General features: G+C 68.4%; 15 protein-coding genes and 3 rRNA genes. 14 read left to right on the top strand and 4 right to left on the bottom strand.

Annotated elements, in window-relative coordinates; translation table 11 throughout:
- Positions 1-124 precede the first annotated feature (124 nt).
- Entirely contained in the window at positions 125-937 is an 813-nt protein-coding gene (proC, locus tag ACSU53_RS13375) for a pyrroline-5-carboxylate reductase (RefSeq protein WP_437027560.1), read from the top strand.
- Positions 938-1,033: 96 nt separating this feature from the next.
- On the opposite strand, the gene ACSU53_RS13370 is transcribed toward proC, so the two are convergent.
- Positions 1,034-1,618 carry a cysteine hydrolase family protein gene (locus ACSU53_RS13370; protein ID WP_437027558.1) on the bottom strand — a complete coding sequence of 195 codons (585 nt, stop codon included), beginning with the start codon at positions 1,616-1,618 and terminating at the stop codon, positions 1,034-1,036.
- Between the two features lie 75 nt (positions 1,619-1,693).
- On the opposite strand from ACSU53_RS13370, the gene ACSU53_RS13365 reads away from it, so the two are divergent.
- Entirely contained in the window at positions 1,694-2,698 is a 1,005-nt protein-coding gene (locus tag ACSU53_RS13365) for a GlxA family transcriptional regulator (RefSeq protein WP_437027556.1), read from the top strand.
- On the opposite strand, the gene trpS is transcribed toward ACSU53_RS13365, so the two are convergent.
- Entirely contained in the window at positions 2,629-3,663 is a 1,035-nt protein-coding gene (trpS, locus tag ACSU53_RS13360; protein ID WP_437027554.1) for a tryptophan--tRNA ligase, read from the bottom strand. The two genes, ACSU53_RS13365 and trpS, sit on opposite strands and share 70 nt — an antisense overlap.
- A gap of 827 nt (positions 3,664-4,490) precedes the next feature.
- Between trpS and ACSU53_RS13355 the strand changes: the two genes are divergently transcribed.
- The 12 genes from ACSU53_RS13355 (at position 4,491) to ACSU53_RS13300 (ending at position 18,070) form a co-directional block, all read left to right on the top strand.
- A 16S ribosomal RNA gene (locus ACSU53_RS13355) occupies positions 4,491-6,019 on the top strand.
- A 312-nt stretch (positions 6,020-6,331) separates the two neighbouring features.
- Positions 6,332-9,455, top strand: a 23S ribosomal RNA gene (locus tag ACSU53_RS13350).
- A 91-nt stretch (positions 9,456-9,546) separates the two neighbouring features.
- Positions 9,547-9,663 (top strand): 5S ribosomal RNA (rrf, locus tag ACSU53_RS13345).
- Together the 16S, 23S and 5S rRNA genes form the textbook arrangement of a ribosomal RNA operon.
- Before the next feature lie 62 nt (positions 9,664-9,725).
- Positions 9,726-10,370 carry an HAD family hydrolase gene (locus ACSU53_RS13340; protein WP_437027552.1) on the top strand — a complete coding sequence of 215 codons (645 nt, stop codon included), beginning with the start codon at positions 9,726-9,728 and terminating at the stop codon, positions 10,368-10,370.
- Between the two features lie 128 nt (positions 10,371-10,498).
- On the top strand, positions 10,499-11,302 hold the full coding sequence (locus ACSU53_RS13335; protein ID WP_437027551.1) for a VC0807 family protein: 804 nt from the start codon (positions 10,499-10,501) through the stop codon (positions 11,300-11,302).
- A 60-nt stretch (positions 11,303-11,362) separates the two neighbouring features.
- Complete coding sequence (locus ACSU53_RS13330; protein WP_437027549.1) at positions 11,363-12,742, top strand: MFS transporter; 1,380 nt, start codon at positions 11,363-11,365, stop codon at positions 12,740-12,742.
- Complete coding sequence (locus tag ACSU53_RS13325) at positions 12,693-13,865, top strand: acetoin utilization protein AcuC (RefSeq protein WP_437027547.1); 1,173 nt, start codon at positions 12,693-12,695, stop codon at positions 13,863-13,865. Before ACSU53_RS13330 ends, ACSU53_RS13325 begins: the two co-directional genes overlap by 50 nt.
- 336 nt (positions 13,866-14,201) lie before the next feature.
- Positions 14,202-15,017, top strand: a complete 816-nt coding sequence (locus ACSU53_RS13320; RefSeq protein WP_437027545.1) for a phosphatase — start codon at positions 14,202-14,204, stop codon at positions 15,015-15,017.
- Positions 15,018-15,146: 129 nt separating this feature from the next.
- Positions 15,147-15,359, top strand: coding sequence for a helix-turn-helix domain-containing protein (locus ACSU53_RS13315; protein ID WP_362090267.1), 213 nt, complete (start codon positions 15,147-15,149; stop codon positions 15,357-15,359).
- 156 nt (positions 15,360-15,515) lie between these two features.
- Positions 15,516-15,614 carry a 30S ribosomal protein bS22 gene (locus tag ACSU53_RS13310; RefSeq protein WP_003948845.1) on the top strand — a complete coding sequence of 33 codons (99 nt, stop codon included), beginning with the start codon at positions 15,516-15,518 and terminating at the stop codon, positions 15,612-15,614.
- A 318-nt stretch (positions 15,615-15,932) separates the two neighbouring features.
- The gene (locus tag ACSU53_RS13305) at positions 15,933-16,994 is read left to right on the top strand and encodes an NAD-dependent epimerase/dehydratase family protein (protein WP_437027543.1); all 1,062 of its coding nucleotides are present in this window, start codon (positions 15,933-15,935) and stop codon (positions 16,992-16,994) included.
- Positions 16,995-17,008: 14 nt separating this feature from the next.
- Positions 17,009-18,070, top strand: a complete 1,062-nt coding sequence (locus ACSU53_RS13300; RefSeq protein ID WP_437027541.1) for a lysophospholipid acyltransferase family protein — start codon at positions 17,009-17,011, stop codon at positions 18,068-18,070.
- 260 nt (positions 18,071-18,330) lie between these two features.
- Here the strand turns inward: ACSU53_RS13300 and ACSU53_RS13295 are convergent, their stop codons facing one another.
- Both ACSU53_RS13295 and ACSU53_RS13290 read right to left on the bottom strand, forming a co-directional pair.
- On the bottom strand, positions 18,331-19,578 hold the full coding sequence (locus ACSU53_RS13295) for a DUF5667 domain-containing protein (protein WP_437027539.1): 1,248 nt from the start codon (positions 19,576-19,578) through the stop codon (positions 18,331-18,333).
- Between the two features lie 234 nt (positions 19,579-19,812).
- Complete coding sequence (locus ACSU53_RS13290) at positions 19,813-20,643, bottom strand: ECF subfamily RNA polymerase sigma factor, BldN family (protein WP_437027537.1); 831 nt, start codon at positions 20,641-20,643, stop codon at positions 19,813-19,815.
- Positions 20,644-21,362: the final 719 nt, after the last annotated feature.

Raw genomic sequence — 21,362 nt, 5'->3', positions numbered from 1 at the left:
GGCCCGGCGCCCTCCCCGGGCCGCCCCGGCCGCCGTTCCGCCCACCGGACAGCCGCCGCGTCCGGCCGCTCCCGGGTGGGAGGATGAACCAGGACGTCGCACACCCCGGAGGGCACTCCCAGCCATGACCCAGAAAGTCGCAGTCCTCGGCACCGGAAAGATCGGCGAAGCCCTGCTCAGCGGAATGATCCGCGCGGGCTGGAATCCCGCCGACCTCCTGGTCACGGCCCGCCGCCCGGAACGAGCCGACGAACTCCGTACCCGCTACGGAGTCACCCCCGTCTCCAACCAGGAGGCCGCCAAGACGGCCGACACCCTGATCCTCACGGTCAAGCCCCAGGACATGGGCGCCCTCCTCGACGAACTCGCCCCGCACGTCCCCGCCGACCGCCTGATCATCAGCGGCGCCGCCGGAATCCCCACCGCCTTCTTCGAGGAGCGCCTCGCCTCGGGCATCCCGGTGGTCCGCGTCATGACCAACACCCCCGCCCTCGTCGACGAGGCCATGTCGGTCATCTCCGCCGGCAGTCACGCCACCGCCGCCCACCTCGCCCACGCCGAGGAGATCTTCGGCGGCGTCGGCAAGACCCTGCGCGTCCCCGAGTCGCAGCAGGACGCCTGCACGGCCCTGTCGGGCTCCGGGCCCGCGTACTTCTTCTACCTCGTCGAGGCCATGACCGACGCCGGCATCCTGCTCGGCCTGCCCCGCGACAAGGCCCACGACCTGATCGTCCAGTCCGCGATCGGCGCGGCCACCATGCTCCGCGACAGCGGCGAACACCCGGTCCGGCTCCGCGAGAACGTGACCTCGCCGGCGGGCACCACCATCAACGCCATCCGCGAACTCGAGAACCACGGCGTGCGGGCCGCCCTCATCGCCGCCCTCGAAGCCGCCCGCGACCGCAGCCGCGAGCTGGCCTCCGGCACCAAGGACTGACCGGCCGGCCCCGCCCGAGCCCCTGCGGGCCGGTGCGCCGGCGTGCCAGTGCGCCAGTGCGCCAGTGCGCCGGAGTGCCCGCAGCCGCTCACCGGCTCACCGCGCGGCGGTCAGCACCTCCTCCGTCATCACCACCGACGCGAACCCACCGCCGTGCAGCGACACCGCGGACGCCTGCGCCAGGTCGTCCGCGCTCCGCCGCCAGCCGAACGGTCCCTCCAGGTCGAACGTGTACGTCGCGTCGAAGGCGACCACCACCTCGAATTCGAGGTTCCCGCCCATCCGCGCCGTCGTCTCGACGCACATGTTCGTCTGGATCCCGGCCAGCACCACCTGCTGGATCCCCGCCTCCCGGAGCCAGGCCGCCAAGTCCGGACTGCCCAGGAAGGCCGAGTTCACCGTCTTCGTGACCAGCAGCTCCGCCCCGCCTCCCTTCCCCCGCCGCCGCTCCACGTACTCCTTGAAGCCGTTGCCCTCGGACCCGGGCCGCAGCGGCGACCCCGGCGAGACGGAGTCGTGCCGCACGAACACGACCGGCCGGCCCGCCGACTGCCAGGCGTCCAGGAGAGCGGCGATGTTGTCGTCCGCCGCGAGATGGTTGCGCGTCCCCCAGAAGCCGTCCTCCTCGAAGCCCTTCTGCACGTCCACGACCACCAGTGCCGCGTTCCTCGCGATGTCCATGCACCCGATCGTGCCGCCCCACCACCTCCCGTCCCAGAGGTACAGAAGTCATCGATCGATGGTTTACTGCCACCCATGGCAGAGCCCTACCGCGTGGCCCTGGTCGCCTTCCCCGGCATCCGCGCCTTCGACGTCTCCGTGATCACCGAGGTCTGGGGCGTCGACCGCACCGACCGCGGCGCCCCCGCCTTCGAACTGCGCCGGGCCGCCACCGACACCGACGCCGTCCCCATGCGCGGCGGCCTCACCCTCCTGCCCGACCGCCCCCTGACCTGGCTGGCCGACGCCGACCTGATCGTCGTCCCCGGACTGGACGACCACCTCACCCCCGCACCACCTCCCGTCCTCGACGCCCTGCGTCACGCCCACGCCCGCGGTACCCCCCTCGCCGCCCTCTGCGGAGGCGCCTTCACCCTCGCCCAGGCCGGCCTCCTCGACGGCCGCCGCGCCATCACCCACTGGGGCCTCACCGACCTCCTCCGCGCACAGCACCCCCGGGTCCGCCTCGTCCCCGATGCCCTGTTCATCGAGGACGGCAACATCTGGACAGCGGCCGGCACCGCCGCCGGCATCGACCTCTGCCTCCACCTGATCCGGCTCGCCCACGGATCCGAGGCCGCCGCCACCATCGCCCGGTCGATGGTCACCGCCCCTTTCCGCACCGGCACCCAGGCGCAGTTCATCGAACACCCCACGCCCCGCACCGACCGCGACGCCGACGCCCTCGCCGCCGTCCGCGAGCACGCCCTGCGCCACCTGCACGAACCGCTCACGGTCGCCGGCCTGGCCGCCCACGCCGGCATGTCCCCGCGCACCTTCGCCCGCCGCTTCGCCGCGGCCACCGGTACGACCCCGCTGCGCTGGCTCCTCGATCAGCGCATCGCCGCGGCCCAGCGCCTCCTGGAACGCACCGACCTCCCCATGCCCGAGGTCGCCCGCCGGTCCGGCTTCGGCAGCGAGGTCACGATGCGCCAGCACTTCGCATCGCGCCTCGCCACCAGCCCCCGGGCCTACCGAGCGGCCTTCAGCACGGGCTCCCCGGTCTCAGCACCCGCCGGCAGCAGCCCGATCGCCCGGTAAGCGGCATCCACGGTCGGCCGAGCCATGCCCCGCGCCCGTTCCGCACCATCCCGCAGCACCCCCTCCACGTAGCCGGGATCCGCGCACAGCTCCTTGTGCCTCAACTGCACCGGCCGCAGCATCTCGATCACGGCCTCCGCGGTGTCCCTCTTCACATCCCCGTACGACTCGTATACACCGCCCAACGCCTCCGGGTTCCCACCCGTGCACGCCGCGAGGATCTCCAGCAGATTCGCCACCCCCGGCCGGGACTCCCTGTCATACACGACGTCCCGTCCGCTGTCGGTCATCGCCCGCATGACCTTCCGGCGCACCACGTCGGGCTCGTCCAGGACGTAGACGATCCCCGGCCCGGCATCGTCGCTCTTGCCCATCTTCGACCGAGGATCCTGAAGGTTCATCACCCGTGCCGCCACCTTCGGGTGCGTCGCCCTCGGCACCACGAATGCCTGCCCGTAACGCTGGTTGAACCGCACCGCCAGGTCCCGGGTCAGCTCCACGTGCTGTGTCTGGTCGTCCCCCACCGGCACCTCGTGCGTCCCGTAGGCCAGGATGTCCGCCGCCATCAGCACGGGGTACGTCAGCAACGACAGCCGCACACTCCCGCCCCGCCGCTTCTCCCGCGCCGCCTTCTCCCGGTACTGGATCATCCGGCGCATCTCGCCGTCCGTGGCCACGCACTCCAGCAGGTACGACAGCCGGGCGTGCTCGTCGACGTGGCTCTGCACGAACACCGTGCACACCTGTGGATCCAGCCCGGACGCCAGCAGCAGCGTCGCCGCCTGCCGGCTCAGCCTGCGCACCCGTGCCGGATCGTGGTCCACGGTCAGCGCGTGCAGATCGACGATGCAGAACAGCGCGTCCGCCCGGTGCTGGTCCTGCGCGGCCCACTGCCGCATGGCGCCCAGGTAGTTCCCGAGCGTCAGGTGTCCGGTCGGCTTGACCCCACTGAAGACCCGCTTCATCTCTTCTCTCCGTCTCCTGGCCGGGGCCGCCGACTCCGGCGGGCCGCCCCTCGGAGCTCCGGAGGGAGAAACAAGAACGGCCGCCGGAGCGGCGGCCGTGTGCGCATACGTAAGGACGGCCGCCGTCAGGCGGCCCACCAGAACTGGCGGTACGTACGCGTCGTCATGCACGAGAGGATACGTCCCGGGGGCGGGACGAGCAGGCGGTTTGACACGCCCAGGGCCGATCCGTAGTGTTCTCCGGGTTGCCCGACGTGAGCACCGACTCCGGTCGGCCCCGGGCAGCCATTCCGCAAGCACCAACCACTCCCTGACGGCAGACGTCTGTCCGTCACCGGGAATGGCATGCGTGTGTGCGAAATGAGGAATCCACGCCCGAAAGGACGTAGGGCCCCGATTAGCTCGGGGGCCGGGAATCCGCTAAAGTCTCACCCCGTCGGAACGGCCCAACGGCCGGGAAGGCGAACCCTGCTGACTGGGGGTCAGGCCGATCAGGATCTGATAAAGTCGGAACCGCCGGAAAGGAAAGCGCGAGAAGCGTCGACCTGGAAAGCACCGAGGAAATCGGATCGGAAAGATCTGATAGAGTCGGAAACACCGAAGGGAAGCGCCCGGAGGAAAGCCCGAGAGGGTGAGTACGAAGGAAGCGTCCGTTCCTTGAGAACTCAACAGCGTGCCAAAAGTCAACGCCAGATATGTTGATACCCCGTCTCCAGCGTCAGCTGGGGCGAGGTTCCTTTGAAAAACACAGCGAGGACGCTGTGAACCATCGGACTATTCCTCCGGTGGTTCCGCTCTCGTGGTGTCGACCCGATCACGGGTACACATTCACGGAGAGTTTGATCCTGGCTCAGGACGAACGCTGGCGGCGTGCTTAACACATGCAAGTCGAACGATGAACCACCTTCGGGTGGGGATTAGTGGCGAACGGGTGAGTAACACGTGGGCAATCTGCCCTGCACTCTGGGACAAGCCCTGGAAACGGGGTCTAATACCGGATACTGAACCACTTGGGCATCCTGGTGGTTCGAAAGCTCCGGCGGTGCAGGATGAGCCCGCGGCCTATCAGCTTGTTGGTGAGGTAACGGCTCACCAAGGCGACGACGGGTAGCCGGCCTGAGAGGGCGACCGGCCACACTGGGACTGAGACACGGCCCAGACTCCTACGGGAGGCAGCAGTGGGGAATATTGCACAATGGGCGCAAGCCTGATGCAGCGACGCCGCGTGAGGGATGACGGCCTTCGGGTTGTAAACCTCTTTCAGCAGGGAAGAAGCGAAAGTGACGGTACCTGCAGAAGAAGCGCCGGCTAACTACGTGCCAGCAGCCGCGGTAATACGTAGGGCGCGAGCGTTGTCCGGAATTATTGGGCGTAAAGAGCTCGTAGGCGGCTTGTCGCGTCGGTTGTGAAAGCCCGGGGCTTAACCCCGGGTCTGCAGTCGATACGGGCAGGCTAGAGTTCGGTAGGGGAGATCGGAATTCCTGGTGTAGCGGTGAAATGCGCAGATATCAGGAGGAACACCGGTGGCGAAGGCGGATCTCTGGGCCGATACTGACGCTGAGGAGCGAAAGCGTGGGGAGCGAACAGGATTAGATACCCTGGTAGTCCACGCCGTAAACGGTGGGCACTAGGTGTGGGCGACATTCCACGTCGTCCGTGCCGCAGCTAACGCATTAAGTGCCCCGCCTGGGGAGTACGGCCGCAAGGCTAAAACTCAAAGGAATTGACGGGGGCCCGCACAAGCGGCGGAGCATGTGGCTTAATTCGACGCAACGCGAAGAACCTTACCAAGGCTTGACATACACCGGAAAGCATCAGAGATGGTGCCCCCCTTGTGGTCGGTGTACAGGTGGTGCATGGCTGTCGTCAGCTCGTGTCGTGAGATGTTGGGTTAAGTCCCGCAACGAGCGCAACCCTTGTCCCGTGTTGCCAGCAAGCCCTTCGGGGTGTTGGGGACTCACGGGAGACCGCCGGGGTCAACTCGGAGGAAGGTGGGGACGACGTCAAGTCATCATGCCCCTTATGTCTTGGGCTGCACACGTGCTACAATGGCCGGTACAATGAGCTGCGATACCGTGAGGTGGAGCGAATCTCAAAAAGCCGGTCTCAGTTCGGATTGGGGTCTGCAACTCGACCCCATGAAGTCGGAGTCGCTAGTAATCGCAGATCAGCATTGCTGCGGTGAATACGTTCCCGGGCCTTGTACACACCGCCCGTCACGTCACGAAAGTCGGTAACACCCGAAGCCGGTGGCCCAACCCCTTGTGGGAGGGAGCTGTCGAAGGTGGGACTGGCGATTGGGACGAAGTCGTAACAAGGTAGCCGTACCGGAAGGTGCGGCTGGATCACCTCCTTTCTAAGGAGCACTTCTCACCAACTTCGGTTGGTCAGAGGCCAGTACATCGGCGAACGTCCGATGCTGGTTGCTCATGGGTGGAACGTTGACTATTCGGCCAGGACCTCGGGTCGGAGGCTGCTAGTACTGCTCGTCAGAGCGTGGAACGCATGATCTCCGGACGGGTGCCGGCCGGGCACGCTGTTGGGTGTCTGAGGGCACGGCCGTATGGTCGATGTCTTCGGTGCCGGCCCCAGTGAACTCGAGCTGTTGCTCGGGGTGGTGGGTGGTTGGTCGTTGTTTGAGAACTGCACAGTGGACGCGAGCATCTGTGGCCAAGTTTTTAAGGGCGCACGGTGGATGCCTTGGCACCAGGAACCGATGAAGGACGTGGGAGGCCACGATAGGCCCCGGGGAGTCGTCAACCAGGCTTTGATCCGGGGGTGTCCGAATGGGGAAACCCGGCAGTCGTCATGGGCTGTCACCCGCTGCTGAACACATAGGCAGTGTGGAGGGAACGCGGGGAAGTGAAACATCTCAGTACCCGCAGGAAGAGAAAACAACCGTGATTCCGGGAGTAGTGGCGAGCGAAACCGGATGAGGCCAAACCGTATGCGTGTGAGACCCGGCAGGGGTTGCGCATACGGGGTTGTGGGATCTCTCTTCTGTTGTCTGCCGGCAACAGGACGAGTCAGAAACCGTTGATGTAGGCGAAGGACATGCGAAAGGTCCGGCGTAGAGGGTAAGACCCCCGTAGTCGAAACGTCAGCGGCTCGTTTGAGAGACACCCAAGTAGCACGGGGCCCGAGAAATCCCGTGTGAATCTGGCGGGACCACCCGCTAAGCCTAAATATTCCCTGGTGACCGATAGCGGATAGTACCGTGAGGGAATGGTGAAAAGTACCCCGGGAGGGGAGTGAAATAGTACCTGAAACCGTGTGCCTACAAGCCGTGGGAGCGTCGGACATCAGCTTGCTGGTGTCTCGTGACTGCGTGCCTTTTGAAGAATGAGCCTGCGAGTTTGCGGTGTGTTGCGAGGTTAACCCGGGTGGGGAAGCCGTAGCGAAAGCGAGTCCTAATAGGGCGTTTGAGTAGCACGCTCAAGACCCGAAGCGGAGTGATCTAGCCATGGGCAGGTTGAAGCGGAGGTAAGACTTCGTGGAGGACCGAACCCACCAGGGTTGAAAACCTGGGGGATGACCTGTGGTTAGGGGTGAAAGGCCAATCAAACTCCGTGATAGCTGGTTCTCCCCGAAATGCATTTAGGTGCAGCGTCGTGTGTTTCTTGCCGGAGGTAGAGCACTGGATAGGCGATGGGCCCTACCGGGTTACTGACCTTAGCCAAACTCCGAATGCCGGTAAGTGAGAGCGCGGCAGTGAGACTGTGGGGGATAAGCTCCATGGTCGAGAGGGAAACAGCCCAGAGCATCGACTAAGGCCCCTAAGCGTACGCTAAGTGGGAAAGGATGTGGAGTCGCAGAGACAACCAGGAGGTTGGCTTAGAAGCAGCCACCCTTGAAAGAGTGCGTAATAGCTCACTGGTCTAGTGATTCCGCGCCGACAATGTAGCGGGGCTCAAGCGTACCGCCGAAGTCGTGTCATTGCAGTACATACTCCTAACGGAGACTGTGATGGGTAGGGGAGCGTCGTGTGCCGGGTGAAGCAGCGCCGGAAGGCAGTTGTGGACGGTTCACGAGTGAGAATGCAGGCATGAGTAGCGATTCACACGTGAGAAACGTGTGCGCCGATTGACTAAGGGTTCCTGGGTCAAGCTGATCTGCCCAGGGTAAGTCGGGACCTAAGGCGAGGCCGACAGGCGTAGTCGATGGATAACCGGTTGATATTCCGGTACCCGCTGTGGAGCGTCAAACATCGAGCATCGTGATGCTAAGGCCGTGAAGCCGCCGGCTGAGTCTTCGGACGAGGTCGGAGTGGTGGAGCCGCTGAACCAAGCGGTTAGTAGGTGAGTGATGGGGTGACGCAGGAAGGTAGTCCATCCCGGGCGGTGGTTGTCCCGGGGTAAGGGTGTAGCCCGAGTGGTAGGCAAATCCGCCACTCATCAAGGGTGAGACCTGATGCCGAGCCGATTGTGGTGAAGTGGATGATCCTATGCTGTCGAGAAAAGCCTCTAGCGAGTTTCATGGCGGCCCGTACCCTAAACCGACTCAGGTGGTCAGGTAGAGAATACCGAGGCGTTCGGGTGAACTATGGTTAAGGAACTCGGCAAAATGCCCCCGTAACTTCGGGAGAAGGGGGGCCATTCCTGGTGATCCGATTTACTCGGTGAGCTGGGGGTGGCCGCAGAGACCAGCGAGAAGCGACTGTTTACTAAAAACACAGGTCCGTGCGAAGCCGTAAGGCGATGTATACGGACTGACGCCTGCCCGGTGCTGGAACGTTAAGGGGACCGGTTAGCTCCATTTCGGTGGGGCGAAGCTGAGAACTTAAGCGCCAGTAAACGGCGGTGGTAACTATAACCATCCTAAGGTAGCGAAATTCCTTGTCGGGTAAGTTCCGACCTGCACGAATGGCGTAACGACTTCTTGACTGTCTCAACCATAGGCCCGGTGAAATTGCACTACGAGTAAAGATGCTCGTTTCGCGCAGCAGGACGGAAAGACCCCGGGACCTTTACTACAGTTTGATATTGGTGTTCGGTTCGGCTTGTGTAGGATAGCTGGGAGACTGTGAACTCTGGACGCCAGTTCAGGGGGAGTCGTCGTTGAAATACCAGTCTGGTCGTGCTGGATGTCTAACCTGGGTCCGTGATCCGGATCAGGGACAGTGTCTGATGGGTAGTTTAACTGGGGCGGTTGCCTCCTAAAGGGTAACGGAGGCGCCCAAAGGTTCCCTCAGCCTGGTTGGTAATCAGGTGTTGAGTGTAAGTGCACAAGGGAGCTTGACTGTGAGACCGACGGGTCGAGCAGGGACGAAAGTCGGGACTAGTGATCCGGCGGTGGCTTGTGGAAGCGCCGTCGCTCAACGGATAAAAGGTACCCCGGGGATAACAGGCTGATCTTCCCCAAGAGTCCATATCGACGGGATGGTTTGGCACCTCGATGTCGGCTCGTCGCATCCTGGGGCTGGAGTCGGTCCCAAGGGTTGGGCTGTTCGCCCATTAAAGCGGTACGCGAGCTGGGTTTAGAACGTCGTGAGACAGTTCGGTCCCTATCCGCTGTGCGCGTAGGAGTCTTGAGAAGGGCTGTCCCTAGTACGAGAGGACCGGGACGGACGAACCTCTGGTGTGCCAGTTGTTCTGCCAAGGGCATGGCTGGTTGGCTACGTTCGGGAGGGATAACCGCTGAAAGCATCTAAGCGGGAAGCCTGCTTCGAGATGAGGGCTCCCACCCACTTGATGGGGTAAGGCTCCCAGTAGACGACTGGGTTGATAGGCCGGATATGGAAGCACGGTAACGTGTGGAGTTGACCGGTACTAATAGGCCGAGGGCTTGTCCTCAGTTGCTCGCGTCCACTGTGTTGGTTCTGAAACCACGAACAACCCCACACCCGGGTTTCTTGGTGTGGTGCGGTTGAGTGTTTCATAGTGTTTCGGTGGTCATAGCGTAGGGGAAACGCCCGGTTACATTCCGAACCCGGAAGCTAAGCCTTACAGCGCCGATGGTACTGCAGGGGGGACCCTGTGGGAGAGTAGGACGCCGCCGAACAATACGTTGGGAAAGCCCCTGTGCCGTATGGCACGGGGGCTTTCTGCGTTTAGGGTCGAGGCATGCGCTATGACCTCGTCATCTTCGACAACGACGGTGTCCTCGTCGACAGTGAGCCGATCTCCAATCGACTGCTGGCCGGATATCTCACCGAGCTCGGCCACCCCACCACGTACGAGGACTCCATCCGCGACTTCATGGGGTCCGCCATGCATCGTGTGCATGACCTCGTCGAGGAGCGGACGGGTCGGCGGTTGCCGGACGACTTCGACGACGTGTTCCACGGGCGGGTCTTCGCCGCGTTCGAACGGGAGTTGAAGGCCATACCCGGCGTGGTCGACGTCCTGGAGAAGCTGACCGCGGACGAGGTGCCGTACTGTGTGGCGTCCTCCGGGAGCCACGAGCGGATCCGCGTCGGGCACCGGACGACAGGGCTCGACCGGTGGTTCACGGACGAGCGCATCTTCAGCTCGCAGGACGTCGGCCGGGGCAAGCCGGCGCCGGATCTCTTCCTGTACGCGGCGGAGCGGATGGGGGTGGCTCCCGAGCGCTGTGCGGTCGTCGAGGACAGTCCCCTGGGGGTTCAGGCGGCGCTGGCGGCGGGGATGGACGTGTACGGCTTCACCGCGATGACCCCGGCGGACAGACTCGCGGGCGCGGAGCGCCTCTTCGCCGAATTCCGGGAGCTGCCCGACCTGCTGGCGTGACCTGTAGCCGGAAGCGGCCGGTGTGCGCTGTGTGACCGGAGAGCACCGTCCGTGCTGACAATTGTCATGCCGAGGTGCGGACGTTCGTTTCTAGTGCCGGTCGGGGGCCGGCGACGAAGCTGTGGGACATGACGACGAACGCGGTGACTCCCAGCAGCAAGCGACGGACCTTCCTGCCGATCGTCCTGGACGTGGCGGTACCGGTGGGGACCTACTACCTCCTGAAGAACGGCTTTGGCATGGGCACCGTCGGTGCTCTCGCCTGGTGCAGTGTGCTGCCGGCCGCGCGGACCGCGTGGAGCGCGGTGGTGGACCGGACGCTCAACGCCTTCGCCGCGCTCATCCTCCTCGTGAACGTGGCCTCCCTGGCGGCAGGCTTCGTCACCGGTGACGCCCGGCTCATGCTGGCCAAGGACGGGGCGATCGGGAGCGTGATCGGCATCGGGGTGCTGGTGTCCCTGATGGCCGGCAGGCCGATGCTGACGCCGGCCATGAAGCCGTGGCTGACCCGCGGGCGGGCGGACCGGGAGGCCGCCTGGACGCGTCTGTCGGCGGAGTCGGACGCGTTCCGGCGGGCCGAGTGGCGGTTCTCCCTGGTGTGGGGTGTGGCCCTGCTCGGTGAGTGCGTCGTGCGGGTCGTGCTGGCCTACACGGTGCCCGTGGACACCATGGTGTGGCTCGGTGTCGTCCTGATGATCGTGACCATGAGCGGCAGCTTCCTGATCAGCGGGGCACTCGGTGCGGGCCCCATGGCAGCGATGATCGCCGCGGAGGTGAAGGGCTGCGGGCCCTCGGCCCGGTCCGAGGCCGCCCGTGCCGCCGACGTCCCGGCCCGCTCCGACGCGGCCCTCCCCGGCGCCGCGACGGTCGGCCGGGAAGGGAACGCGGAGGGACCCGTCCGCTCGGCCTCCCCCGAACTCCTGCGGAACTGAGGGGAATTCACCTTTGGCCGGATCTACCCACCGGTACCCCGGGGCCCTACGCTCGCCGCCATGACCGATGTGCTGCGGCGCGGCAGGGCCTCGCTGGCGTTCAGCTTTCTCGTGCAGGGGGTCGCGTTCGCCCTCCTCGTGACGCGGATCCCGGCGATCCAGGACCGGTACGGGGTCTCCGACGCGCTGCTGCCCGTCTTCCTCGCCGCGGTGCCGGTCCTGGCCGGGATCGGGAGCGTGACGACCGAGCGGCTGGTGCGGCGGGTGGCGCCGAGTGGCGTGCTGCGGTGGTCGCAGCCGGTCGTGCTGCTCGCGCTGCTGGGCGTGGGCGCGGGGCGCGACATGGTCGTCCTGGCCGTCTCGCTGGCCGCCTTCGGCCTGGCCGTGGGGGCGCTGGACGCCTCGATGAACATGCTCGGCGTGAGTCTCCAGCGGGCGTACGGCCGCAGCATCATGCTGAGCTTCCACGCGGCCTACAGCCTCGGCGGGATCGTCGGGGCGTCGCTCGCGTGGGTGGGGGCGCACTGGCAGCTGGCGCTGTGGGTGTCGTACCTGCCGGTGGTGCTGGTGCTGCTGCCGGCGGCGCTGGCCGGCAGCCGCTGGTTCGTCGACGGCGACACCGGGAGCGGCCGGGCGGCCGCGACGGCCGGGCCGGGAAAGTCGGCCGGGTCGGCCGCGACGGCCGGTGCGGACGTCGAGGGAGGTGGCGGGACGGCCGGGGCGGCCGGGGCGGCCGGGGCGGTCCCCGGGGGCGTCGGGGCCGCAGGGGCGGCGACGGGTGCGGACCGGGCGGACGGCGGCCACGCTCCACGACCCGGCGGGGCCGTGGCGTTCCGGATGCTGCTGCCGTTGTGCCTGGTGATGACGGTGGCGTACATCGGGGACTCGACGGTCTCCAACTGGAGCGCGAAGTACCTCCAGGACGTGCTGGGCAGTTCGGAGCAGACGGCGACCGTCCCCTACAACGTCTACATGGTCACCACGCTGCTGGGGCGGACGCTCGGCGACTTCGGTGTGCGGCGGTTCGGTGCCGTGGCGGTGGTGCGGGCCGGGGCGCTGGTGGCGGCGGGCGGATTCGCGGTGGTGGCCGGGGCGCCGGGGGCCTGGGTGGGGATGCTGGGCTTCACGCTGCTGGGGCTCGGGTTGTGCGTGCTGGTGCCGCAGACGTTCGCGGCGGCGGGACGCTTGTTCCCGGGTTCTTCGGACGCCGCCGTCGCCCGGCTGAACGTCTTCAACTACGTCGGTTTCCTGATCGGGTCGCCGTTGGTGGGGGCGCTGGGGGACGCGTGGAGCTATCGGGGGGCGATGCTGGTCCCGATGGTCCTGGTGCTGGTGACGCTCGTGTACGCCAGGTCGTTCGCGCCGCGGCCGGACCGATACGGTGGCGGGCATGAGCGGCCGCACACAGCTGATGTGGGACGAAGCAGTAACGGGCTATGACTTCGGCCGGGAGCATCCGATGGACCCGGTGCGGCTGGCGCTGACCCGGAGCCTCGTGGAAGCCCTCGGACTCGACCGGGAGGTGGACGTCGTCGCCGCCAAGGCGGCGGGTGAGTCGACGCTGCGCCTGGTCCACCGGGAGGACTACATCGCGGCGGTGAAGGCCGCGTCGGCGGACCCGCGCTCGGCGGACACCGGGTACGGGCTGGGCACGGTCGACGATCCCGCGTTCGCCAGGATGCACGAGGTGTCCGCGCTGATCGCGGGGCAGTCGGTGGGGGCGGCGGAGGCGGTGTGGCGCGGGGAGGCGCTGCACGCGGTCAACTTCGCGGGCGGGCTGCACCACGCCATGCCGGGCGGCGCCTCCGGGTTCTGCATCTACAACGACGCCTCGCTGGCCATCGCGCGTCTGCTGGAGCTGGGCGCGGAGCGGGTGGCGTACGTCGACGTGGACGTGCACCACGGGGACGGGGTGCAGGCGGCGTTCTGGGAGGACCCGCGGGTGCTGACGATCTCCCTGCACGAGCACCCCCGCACCTTGTTCCCGCAGACCGGCTGGCCGGAGGAGACGGGCGCGGACGGTGCGGAGGGCAGTGCGGTCAACGTGGCGCTGCCGGCCGGTACCGGCGACGCCGGGTGGGTGCGGGCGTTCCACGCGGTGGTGCCCGAGCTGCTCGCGGAGTTCCGGCCGCAGGTGCTGGTGACGCAGCACGGGGCCGACACGCACTTCGAGGACCCGCTGGCGCACCTCGCGGTGTCGCTGGACGCGCAGCGGGCGGTGCAGGTGGCCTGTCACGAGCTGGCGCACGAGCACGCCGACGGGCGGTGGGTCGCGCTGGGCGGGGGCGGCTACGCGGTGGTCGAGGTGGTGCCCCGGTCGTGGGCGCACCTGGTGGGGATCGCGGCCGAGCGGCCGGTGGATCCGGCGACCGTGATTCCCGAGGGCTGGCGTCAGGAGGTGTACGCGCGGACCCGGCAGCTGGGGCCGCAGCGGATGACGGACGGGCGGTGGCCGGTGGAGTGGACGTCCTGGGAGGCGGGCTACGACCCGGCGGACCGTCTGGACCAGGCGATCCGGGCCACCCGCCGCGCGGTGTTCCCCCTGCGGGGCCTGCTGCCGTAGTCGCCGGCTCCGGCCTCGCTTTCCCGTCCTGTCCGCACCGCGGGCGGGAGAGCCGCCGACGTATCCGAGGTATCCGACGTACCCGACGTGTCCGGCGGAACAGCGGCAGCGGCAGCGAGGACGAGGGCGACGCCCCGTGCTCCGCGTCCGTCCCTCCGGTGTCACCGTCACGCAGCCGCCCAGCCGCCCAGCCGCCCAGCCGCCCAGCCGCCCAGCCGCCCAGCCGCCCAGCCGCCCAGCCGTTCTGCCGTTCCCGTCGGGGCCGCCGTTACGCCAACTGTGCGGTGTTTCCCGGTTCCCCGGATGTCCGGGGCCGTCGTCGCGCACCATCACGGGGTGCTGACTCCCGCGGACCTTCGCGCGCATCTGCTGGCTGCCCGGATCGCCGGTGCGGTGGCGACGACGCGTGAGGAGAGCCTGCGGAGTTACCGGCTGTTCGCGGCCCGGGATCCGCGCGCGCTGATCGGGATCGAGCCCGAAGGGGTGTGGGGGCACGGCGAGTTGATCGGGCTGATGGCGCAGAGGTGTGGGGTTTCGGCCGATCCCCGGTGCATCTCCGGCCATGAGGTGATCGATCCGGACCGGACACTCGCCGCGCTGGACGCCTGGGCGGAGCGGCTGGCGGCCGCGGCGCGGAGCCGTTCACCGGTGCTGTTCGGCACCGGACACCCGGATCGGCTGCTGGGGTTCTACGCCGGGCTCGCAGACGCGCTGTCGGCGGCGGGATGTACCGTCCTCACCCCGGCGCAGGGTCGCTGTGTCGACATAACGACCCGGTTCGGTCTACGCACCCACAACCTCCACTACCTCCGGGGAGTCGGGCTGGTCCGGGCGGCCGACCCGGAACGCTCCGGTTGTGAGCCCGGCGCGCACACCCACTCCCCTCTCCCGGTTCGGACCGCGCTCGCGGCCGCCGCGGAGGCCGGCGGGCCCCTCCCGGAATTGGTGATCGGTGATCACGGCTGGGCCTGCGGAGCAGGTCAGCTGGGGTTCGAGGTGCTGGCGCTGGCCGATGTCAACGACCCTGCGCCCTTCGTGGGGGAGGCAGAGGGGCGCGTGTCGGTCGTCGTTCCACTTGATGACGGTGTGCGGCGTCATCACTACCTGCCACTGGCCCGCTACGTACTCGATCGGGCGTGTCTGTCACAGTAGGCCGCGGTTGCGTCCACCTCTTCCCCACTCGCATCACCCGCCCCTACATTGGGGAGTGAGCACGCAGCGACGAAGAGTCACCGGAAGGGGAAGCCGGTGGCCGTCGAGTGCGGAAGGTTCAGGTGTGTCATGGCTGCAGCTGGCGAAAGGCCTCTGAACGAGGTTCAGTTCCTTACCGTGGCGGAAGTCGCCAAGGTGATGAGGGTGTCGAAGATGACCGTGTACCGGCTGGTGCACAGTGGTCATCTGCCCGCGATCCGGGTGGGGCGGTCGTTCCGCGTCCCCGAGCAAGCGGTTCACGAGTACCTCCGCGAGAGTTATGTGGGGGTGGACACCGCCTGACGGCAAGGCCGGGGAGATCCGTACAGGGCACTCATGGGGATCTCCCCGCCCCTTCGATTACGACCTCAGCTCTCGGGCGGGTAGGCTAGCCCCTCGTAGGTCGTGTGGGCCCATGGCGCCCAAACACCGAGTGATGAGAAGTGAGCGAGGGTAGTCGTGGGCTCTGTTATCAAGAAGCGGCGCAAGCGGATGGCCAAGAAGAAGCACCGCAAGCTGCTCAAGCGCACGCGCGTTCAGCGTCGCAACAAGAAGTAAGCGGCAGCGCGAGAGCGTGTCCAGTGGCCCCCCACCGCATCCGATGCGGTGGGGGGCCACTGTCTTGCCCGGCCCCCGGCCCCCGGCCCTCGGCTGCCGACCGCAGGCTTCCGCGCCGCGCGGGTCGTCGGGCGCCGCGCCGCGCGGGTCGTGGGGTGCGGGTCGCGAATGGCGGACCGCACGGGCCGCGGTTGGCCGGGTCCGTTCGCCCCTTGGGGGTAGTCGTCACTTCATGTATCGGGCGGTCGCCCCAGAGCGACGGTGACCCGCTAGGTTGACCGTCAGGACGAGGGCGGAGCGAGAAGGAAGGCGCGGATCTTGGGAAAGGTCGTGCTCGTGACCGGAGTGGCCCGGCCGTTGGGGGGCCGTTTCGTCCGGCGGATCCAGCGTGACCCGGAGGTGGACCGGGTCGTCGCCGTGGACTCGGTCCAGCCCGAGCACCACCTCGGCGGCGCGGACTTCGTGCAGGCGGACATCCGGCAGCCGACGATCGCGCGGGTGCTCGCCGAGACGGGCGCCGACACGGTCGTCCACCTCGACGTGACGGGGACCCCGCTCGCCGGGGGCGGGCGGACCTCGCTGAAGGAGACCAACGTCATCGGCACCATGCAGCTGCTCGGTGCCTGCCAGAAGTCCCCGAACATCACGCGCCTGGTGGTGAAGTCGAGCACCAACGTGTACGGCTCCGCGCCCCGGGACCCGGCGGTGTTCACCGAGACGACGACCCCCAAGTCCCTGCCCAGCGGCGGCTTCGCCAAGGACACCGTGGAGGTCGAGGGGTACGTGCGGGGCTTCGCGCGCCGCCGGCCGGACGTCGCCGTGTGCGTACTGCGGTTCGCCAACATTCTCGGCCTCACCGCCGACAGTCCGCTCGCCTCGTACTTCTCGCTGCCGGTGCTGCCGACCGTGTTCGGCTACGACCCGCGGCTGCAGTTCGTGCACGAGGACGACGTGATCGAGGTGCTGAGGATCGGCTCGCACGAGGCGCGGCGGGGAACGCTGAACAGCGGCACGTTCAACATCGCCGGGGACGGCGTGCTGCTGCTCTCCCAGTGCTCGCGGCGGCTCGGCCGGCCCACCGTGCCGCTGCTGCTGCCCGCCGTCACGTGGGCGGGTTCGCTGGTGCGTACGCTGGGGATGTCGGACTTCTCGCCGGAGCAGATCCGGCTGCTGACCCACGGCCGGGTGGTGGCGACGGACCAGATGCGTGACACGTTGGGCTTCTCGCCGAAGTACACGACCGCAGAAACGTTCGCGGACTTCGTGCGCAGCCGCGGCCCCGGGCTGCTTCCGCCGGAAGCGCTCGCCGGGGCCGTCGACCGGATCGCCGCGCTGCCGCTGCCGGGCAGCGGTCACCCCCCGAAGCAGAGCGCCAACTGAGGAGCGCAGCAACGATGGCGGACGCCAAGGTCATTCCGTTCGACGACGACCGCTCCCGCGGCACCAACGGGCAGCGCGCGTCGCGCCGCAGGGGCGCGGGGAACCGGCGCCCCGGCCCGCCGTCCCCGGCGGTGGGGGAGGTCCAGCCGCTGCCCGGCCGGGCGTCCGCGCCGGACGACGGCGCCGTGCCGTCCGGGGAGCCTCCCGTGCCGGACGGGGCGGGCGGCGACGGTTCCGACGGCCTGGAGCAGCGTCTCGCGAGCGGTCTGGCCTTCCTGCGGCGGCGGCTCACGGGCGACTACGAGGTCGACGACTTCGGCTACGACGAGGAACTCACCGACCAGGTCCTGATGTCGCTGCTGCGACCGGTGTACGAGAAGTACTTCCGGGTCGAGGTGAAGGGCGTCGAGAACATCCCGTCGGAGGGCGGCGCGCTGATCGTCGCCAACCACTCGGGGACGCTGCCGATGGACGGCCTGATGATGCAGGTCGCCGTGCACGACAACCATCCGGCGGGCCGTCACCTGCGGCTGCTGGCGGCGGACCTGGTGTTCGTGCTGCCGGTGGTCAACGAGCTGGCGCGTAAGCTGGGGCACACCCTGGCGTGTGCGGAGGACGCCGCCCGGCTGCTGGAGCAGGGGGAGGTGGTCGGGGTGATGCCGGAGGGTTTCAAGGGCCTCGGCAAGCCCTTCGCGGACCGCTACAAGCTGCAGCGGTTCGGCCGGGGCGGCTTCGTCTCCACGGCTCTGCGGGCGGGGGCGCCGATCATTCCGTGCTCCATCGTGGGCGCTGAGGAGATCTACCCGATGATCGGCAACGCCCGGACGGTCGCGCGGCTGCTGGGTTTCCCGTACTTCCCGCTGACGCCGACCTTCCCGTGGCTGGGGCCGCTCGGTCTGGTGCCGTTGCCGACGAAGTGGACGATCCAGTTCGGGGAGCCGATTCCGACGGACGGTTATCCGCCGGAGGCGGCGGAGGACCCGATGCTGATGTTCAACCTGACCGATCAGGTGCGGGAGCAGATCCAGCACACGCTGTACAAGCTGCTGGTGCAGCGCAGGTCGGTGTTCTTCTAGCCGCCGTCAGGCCCGGCGGGGCGCGCCGGGTCCGTACCGGGCCTGTCAGGCCCTGTGGGAGCCGCCGGGTCCCGTGTGCCGCTCCGAGGACCGGTGGTAGCGCGGACGTCGATCCGGGGACTGGTGGTAGCGCGGACGTCGATCGGGGACCGGCGGCAGCGCGGAGGCCGCTGTTGCCGGCTCGCGCGCACGGGTGCGGCCGGGGTGCCCCTCCGCAGAGGGTCCCCGGCCGCGCCCGGTGCGTGTCGGCGGGCCGTCGGTCAGTCCGCGTCCTCGGCGTCGATGCCCAGGCCCGGGAGCAGGCCGGGCAGGAGCGGCGGGAGGGTGACGTCGGGCCGGCTGGGCGGGGCGATGTCGCCGGTCGACGGCAGGGACGGGCTGGTGTCGCCGCCCTTCGGCGGGTCGAGCAGGCCGCCGGTGTTGCCGCCGAGCAGGCCGTCGTCCTCGCTGCCGGCGTCCGCCGAGCGGCTGGGGCTCCGGCTGTGGGCGCCGTCCTCGTCGGAGGCGTCGCCGTGGTCCGCGCCGGGGGCCTGCGGGCGGCCGGTCTCGGACGGGCCGCCGGGGGTCGAACCGCCACTGCCCTTCCGCCCGCCGTCGCCGCCCTCGCGGGCCGGGGGCTGGGGGAGGAGGGACTGCAGCGGGGCGACGTCCTCGTCTATGGCGTCGAACACCGACGAGACCTGCTCGCTGACGTCGCCGAGCTGCACGGGCAGCTGCTCGCGCAGGTTCCCCCAGACGTCGCGGTGCGACTGGGAGAACGACGACAGCGCCTGCATGGGGCCGAGGGAGTCGGGGTGGCGCTGGTACGCCTCGCGCAGCAGCCGGTGGCCCTCGGAGGCGTCGTGGCGCATGCCGGACAGGGCGCGGCGGATCTCGCCCAGGGACTCGTGGTCGAGGGGGCCGCTGCGTCCGCGTTCCATCAGCCGACGGGCTTCGCTGAGGCGGGTGGAGGCGTGGTCGAGGTAGACCCGGCCGCGCTCGTCGTTGCCGTCGGCGAGGGTGAGTTTGACGTCCTCGATGCCCCGCTTCAGGCCGTAGAGGGAGTCGCCGGGCAGGGCGTCGGAGCTGGCGGCGGCCACTCCGCCGAGGGCGCCCGCGGCCACGCCCACGCTGAGTCCGCCCGCGGTGAGCCCCTTGGCCAGCCGGGAGCGCGGGCGGAGTCTGCCCAGGGGGGTCGCCCGGTGGGCGCCTCTGGCGCGTCGGGAGCGCTGTTCGGGCACGGCCGGATCCATCGCCTCGCCCGCGGCGGTGCCTTCCTGGAGCATGGTCTCGAACGCGGCCACCAGCTGGGCCCGTTGCACGACCTTGACCTCGGGATCGAGCTCCGGTCTGGGCAGCGCGCCGAGCCCGGAGGCCAGCGCGAGCAGGTGGGCCTGCTCGCGCTCCGCTGTGGCCGGGGCCGGGGCGGGTCCTTCGGACTGCTCGGCCGCCGGGCCCCGATCGGACTGCTCCTCCAGGGCCTGGGCGAAGGCGTTCGCCCGCCGGTGCGCCGATACGTTCGCGATCACTGGCGGCACCTCCTCTCGTCATGACGGTCGACTCCCCAGGGGGTCCTGAGGGTTCCACCCCCCGGACGCGTCCACACGATCGGGTGATCGGAGTGGGCCAGGGGATGACCACAGGGAGCCTGCATCCCGCACAACGAGCGGCGCGGCACTTCGGTTACGGACGGAGAGGGATCGGATGAGGAAGTCAACGGACTTTCACTGACCGTGAGTTGAATGTCGCCGAGCGTGTCGCGCTCAGCGGGCGTCTTCCGGGAGGAGCCGGGCCAGGGTGCGCACGGCCCGGTACTGGAGGGTCTTGATCGCTCCTTCGTTCTTGCCCATCACCCGGGCGGTCTCGGCCACCGAGAGGCCCTGCAGGAAGCGGAGGGTGACGCACTCCTGCTGCTGGGGGTTGAGCCGGCGCACCGCTTCGAGCAGGGCGGCGTTGGAGAGGGACTCCAGGACGGAGTCCTCGGGGGAGCGCTCGACCTCGTTGGCGTCGAGCATCTCGCCGGTGGTGACCTCCAGGCGGAAGCGGCTCGACTTGAAGTGGTCGGCGACGAGGTTGCGGGCGATGGTCACCAGCCAGGCGCCGAAGTCGCGGCCCTGCCAGGTGAAGGTGCCGATGCGGCGCAGGGCGCGCAGAAAGGTCTCGCTCGTGAGGTCCTCGGCGGTCGCCTTCCCTCCCACCCGGTAGTAGATGTACCGGTACACGGTGTCGCTGTACTGGTCGTAGAGGCGTCCGAAGGCGTCGGCCTCGCCGGCCTGGGCCCGCTCGACGAGGTCCATCATCCGGGCGCTGTCACTGTCCGCGGCGGGCCTGCGGACGGTGGTGGAGCCCGAGGCGCGTCCTCGTCGGGCGACCGCCCGTCCGTCGCCGGCCCGCCGCCCCTCGGCGACGGCGCTGCGCGCCGGTCCCCGCTCGATCCCGTCGGCGAGGGCGTAGCACGGTCCGACGGGTGCGGTGGCGAATGCGGGGACGGCGTACGCGGGGGGGACAAAGCCGCGCAGCGTGTCCCGGGCCGTTGCGACCGCTGCGCGCAGCGTAGCCAGGCCCGAGGCGTCAACCCCGACGTGTGGGTACACGGGACTCCCAGAGGCAGAGCTTCCATCACGTGCAGGTCGGAACCTTTCACTCGTCGTAGCGACGGGAAGGTGCCGGTTTGCGTCTGAGGAGAATAACGCTTCGTACAGGCACTGCTACACCCAGTTGCTCAATTCATCGATTACGTCGCTTCGGTAACCGGTTGATGTGACTTCTCGTGCCGCAGAGTGACGGAAAGTTGACCGATTTGCTTCGAGTTCACGGTCGGTGCAGTACGAGTTGTGGCCGTGTGCAGCCAACGTGACTGGACAGGCGGGTTGCGGGGTACGGCAGTTGGATTGGCCGGGACTCCGGGCGGGGCGCAGAGTGCGTTCCCGCCCGGTCACGGGCCGGGCGGTGAACGGGCGTGTCAGCAGGTTGACCGCGGTGAGCCACGGAAAGAAGGCCGCGCAATGCCGCCGAGTGCGGTGGTCGCGCAGGAAGCGGAGGAGGAGGGGACCGGCGGGCGCGTGGCGTGCGGCGCGGAGGGCGGTGCCACCCAGGGGCCGGTCCGCGAGCCGGTCCGGGACCGGTCCGGGAGCCGGTCCCGGAGCCCGTCCGAGCCGTACGGGGGTTCGGCGAGGGGCGGGGCCGTGAAGACCGAGCGGGTGGGGGGCCGGGCATGGAGACGCCGTCGCGGGGCGTCGGCACCGCAGGGCGGCGCGCCCGGAGGTAAGGCGATGCGGAGACACGACGACGGGCCCGTGCCCGAGTCCGCCCG

This window comes from Streptomyces sp. enrichment culture, assembly GCF_964273255.1.
Classification (GTDB): Bacteria; Actinomycetota; Actinomycetes; order Streptomycetales; family Streptomycetaceae; genus Streptomyces.
Note: the sequence above shows the minus strand (reverse complement) of the source record. Positions and strands in the feature narration are given on the sequence as shown.

What these genes read in the sequence shown, in the direction of transcription:
- ACSU53_RS13370 (WP_437027558.1), bottom strand. Translation starts at nt 1,618, where the DNA reads ATGGACATCGCGAGGAACGCGGCACTGGTGGTCGTGGACGTGCAGAAG.
- trpS (WP_437027554.1), bottom strand. Translation starts at nt 3,663, where the DNA reads ATGAAGCGGGTCTTCAGTGGGGTCAAGCCGACCGGACACCTGACGCTC.
- ACSU53_RS13335 (WP_437027551.1), top strand. Translation starts at nt 10,499, where the DNA reads ATGACGACGAACGCGGTGACTCCCAGCAGCAAGCGACGGACCTTCCTG.
- ACSU53_RS13300 (WP_437027541.1), top strand. Translation starts at nt 17,009, where the DNA reads ATGGCGGACGCCAAGGTCATTCCGTTCGACGACGACCGCTCCCGCGGC.
- ACSU53_RS13330 (WP_437027549.1), top strand. Translation starts at nt 11,363, where the DNA reads ATGACCGATGTGCTGCGGCGCGGCAGGGCCTCGCTGGCGTTCAGCTTT.
- ACSU53_RS13340 (WP_437027552.1), top strand. Translation starts at nt 9,726, where the DNA reads ATGCGCTATGACCTCGTCATCTTCGACAACGACGGTGTCCTCGTCGAC.
- ACSU53_RS13315 (WP_362090267.1), top strand. Translation starts at nt 15,147, where the DNA reads ATGGCTGCAGCTGGCGAAAGGCCTCTGAACGAGGTTCAGTTCCTTACC.
- proC (WP_437027560.1), top strand. Translation starts at nt 125, where the DNA reads ATGACCCAGAAAGTCGCAGTCCTCGGCACCGGAAAGATCGGCGAAGCC.
- ACSU53_RS13365 (WP_437027556.1), top strand. Translation starts at nt 1,694, where the DNA reads ATGGCAGAGCCCTACCGCGTGGCCCTGGTCGCCTTCCCCGGCATCCGC.
- ACSU53_RS13325 (WP_437027547.1), top strand. Translation starts at nt 12,693, where the DNA reads ATGAGCGGCCGCACACAGCTGATGTGGGACGAAGCAGTAACGGGCTAT.